Annotated in this window: 1 protein-coding gene; it reads right to left on the bottom strand. The window is 63.3% G+C overall.

The features are described from left to right. Positions 1-509: 509 nt before the first annotated feature. On the bottom strand, positions 510-2283 hold a 1774-nt coding region (locus tag AC5RWX_RS32635), incomplete at its 5' end, for a fibronectin type III domain-containing protein (RefSeq protein ID WP_494100312.1).

A 2283-nucleotide genomic window follows, 5' to 3' on the forward strand; every position in this document is an offset into this window, starting at 1 on the left:
CTTGGGGCACCTGCCCATTCCGGCAGACAAGCCCAGCTTGGAGACTGATAACACAGCTACGTCGGGCTACGGCTAAAAAAGGGGCTTCCTGCGAGCGCCCGGAACGTCTAGGGACAGGCCTGAAAGTTTGCGCTGGTTGTGCCACCTTTGCAGGTTGACGCGACCGGCAAAACCTAGGCCGGAATTCGGCATGCCTGATATAACGGCAGTGACGGTGCTGCGGGACCGGAGCTATTGAAACAGGGCTAACCCGGTTACTCCAGGAGAACTTCCAACCGGCGCTCAGCCATGAGAGCGACGACAGCGCGATCCTTTCGCTATGCTGGGGCATCTGGTTCTTCCTCGCATGGACCCCCGCCGGCCGCAACAACGCGACCAAGGCTTCGCGCTGCTCCTCAGACAACGAACTGCCCTCAAACATGAAACTGCTCCCCGTAAGTCAGAACTGAATTCTCAGTCCGACTTCCGGGGAGCAGTTCAAAGATCCGGTCCTTCTTCAGTGGCTTCGGCTACCTTGTACTGGCGGATACCGTGATGGATCCGCCCGCCGAGGACGTCACCTTGATGGTTGGCGTCACTGCCGCGTTCGAGTTACGAGCGCGAATCGTCCAGCTACCGTCCGCGGCGACCACCGCGGTGCCGATCGTGGCGCCGTTTGCGTTGGTGGCCGTGATTGTGTTGCCGGTGGTGATGCTGGCGCTTCCACCAATCCGCCATTCCCGCTTGTCAGCGCGGAACTCGGCCGTGGCCGTGAGCTGGTCCGCGGGAGTCACGGTTGCCGAAGCGCCGGTTCCAAAGGTTGCCTCAGCGCTATTGCCTGCTGCGCTGGTCGCGACCAGCTTGAGGGTGTAGGTGGTGCCATTGGTCAGCCCGCTAAGAGCAGCGCTGCGCGCTGCCGCGTCCGTCTTCACCTCAACGGGTGCTCCTGCTGTCGGCGTGGCCGTCAGGACGTAACCGGTGACCGGCGTATTGCCTGCGGCTGCACCCTGCCATTCAACAGTTGCGCTGCCGTTGCCGGTGGTTACCCGGACGACGTTGGGAGCGGACGGTGCAGTCAGGGCCCCTGCCTTAACGGTGAAGACGACTGGTGCAGCCGGCGTGTTACCCGGAGCGCTATTGGCAGTAACAACGAAGTTGTACTCTGTTCCGGGTGTCAGCTTGTCGAGCTTGGCTGAAGTGGCACCGCTTCCGGCCTCAGCAGTAGCGATTACCTCTTCCCCGGACAGCGCCTGAACGGTGTACCCGGTTACCGGCGAGCCGTTGGCGGCGGCCGCGGTCCACGTGACGTCCGCTGAACCGAGCAGGGAGCCGTCCTTCACGGCCACGTTGCCCGGAGCTGCGGGGGCGGAGGCCGCTGGAGGCAGCTCGGCAGACGACACGGTAACCGTGCCGGCCGCCGCAGGGTTACTTGCCTGTCCGTTCAATGCCACTACCTTGACCGGGTACGCCTGGCCCTCCACCAAGCCGCGGATAGTTGCGCTTGTTGCTTCGGCACCGACCTTGATGCTCACTTCCTGGCCCAGAACAGTATCCTCTGCGATTACCTCGTAACCGGTGATGACAGGAGCGTCCGCGGGAACGGTGGCAGGTTTCCAGGTGGCGGTGACGCTGTTCTTGCCTGCCGTGCTGGCGAAAACCTCAGTTGGTTGGTTGGGTGCTTGCCCGGAGGGCCCCGCGGGGCATCCGCCGAAGCCTGGACCGTCGATCTCCTTGAATTCGGAGATGGTCAGGCCGAGCTGGGCTTCAACGCCGGCCGGTTCTGCCTGCCAGCTGGCGACGGACGGGTCGCCAGCAAAAGCGGCGTCCCGCTCGGCTACGGAGAAGAAACTGTACGTTACCGTGAACTCGTTGTTCGCAGCGTTGCCCTCGACCCTGTATCCGGTAGGTACCTCATCGTCGGGCCAACCGATTGCCCGCTCGCCGATGCCCATGTCCCTCATGTCGGGGTTGACTATTTCCACCGCCATGCGGGCAGTGTCGACGCCCTCGCCGTACGTGCCTTTGACCACAACCTGGCCCTCAACGTCTCCTGTGATGTCCGGAGTGGGCGTCCCGCCGACAGAGTCGACTGAGGTGATGACCGCCGTGCCTGCCAGCGCTCCGTCACTGCTGCCGTCCTCGAACTCGACCGTGACTTCGTCACCTCCGGTGATGTTGGGTGTGACCAGATCCCAGCAGACACCTCCCGGGTGATTAACCTCGAGGAAGCCGGTGGCATCGACTACGCCGCGTGCGACGCCGATGAGGTTACCGCCCCGGGACACGCGGATAGTTGCATCCTGT

This window comes from Arthrobacter sp. SPT-J7 (assembly GCF_059089965.1).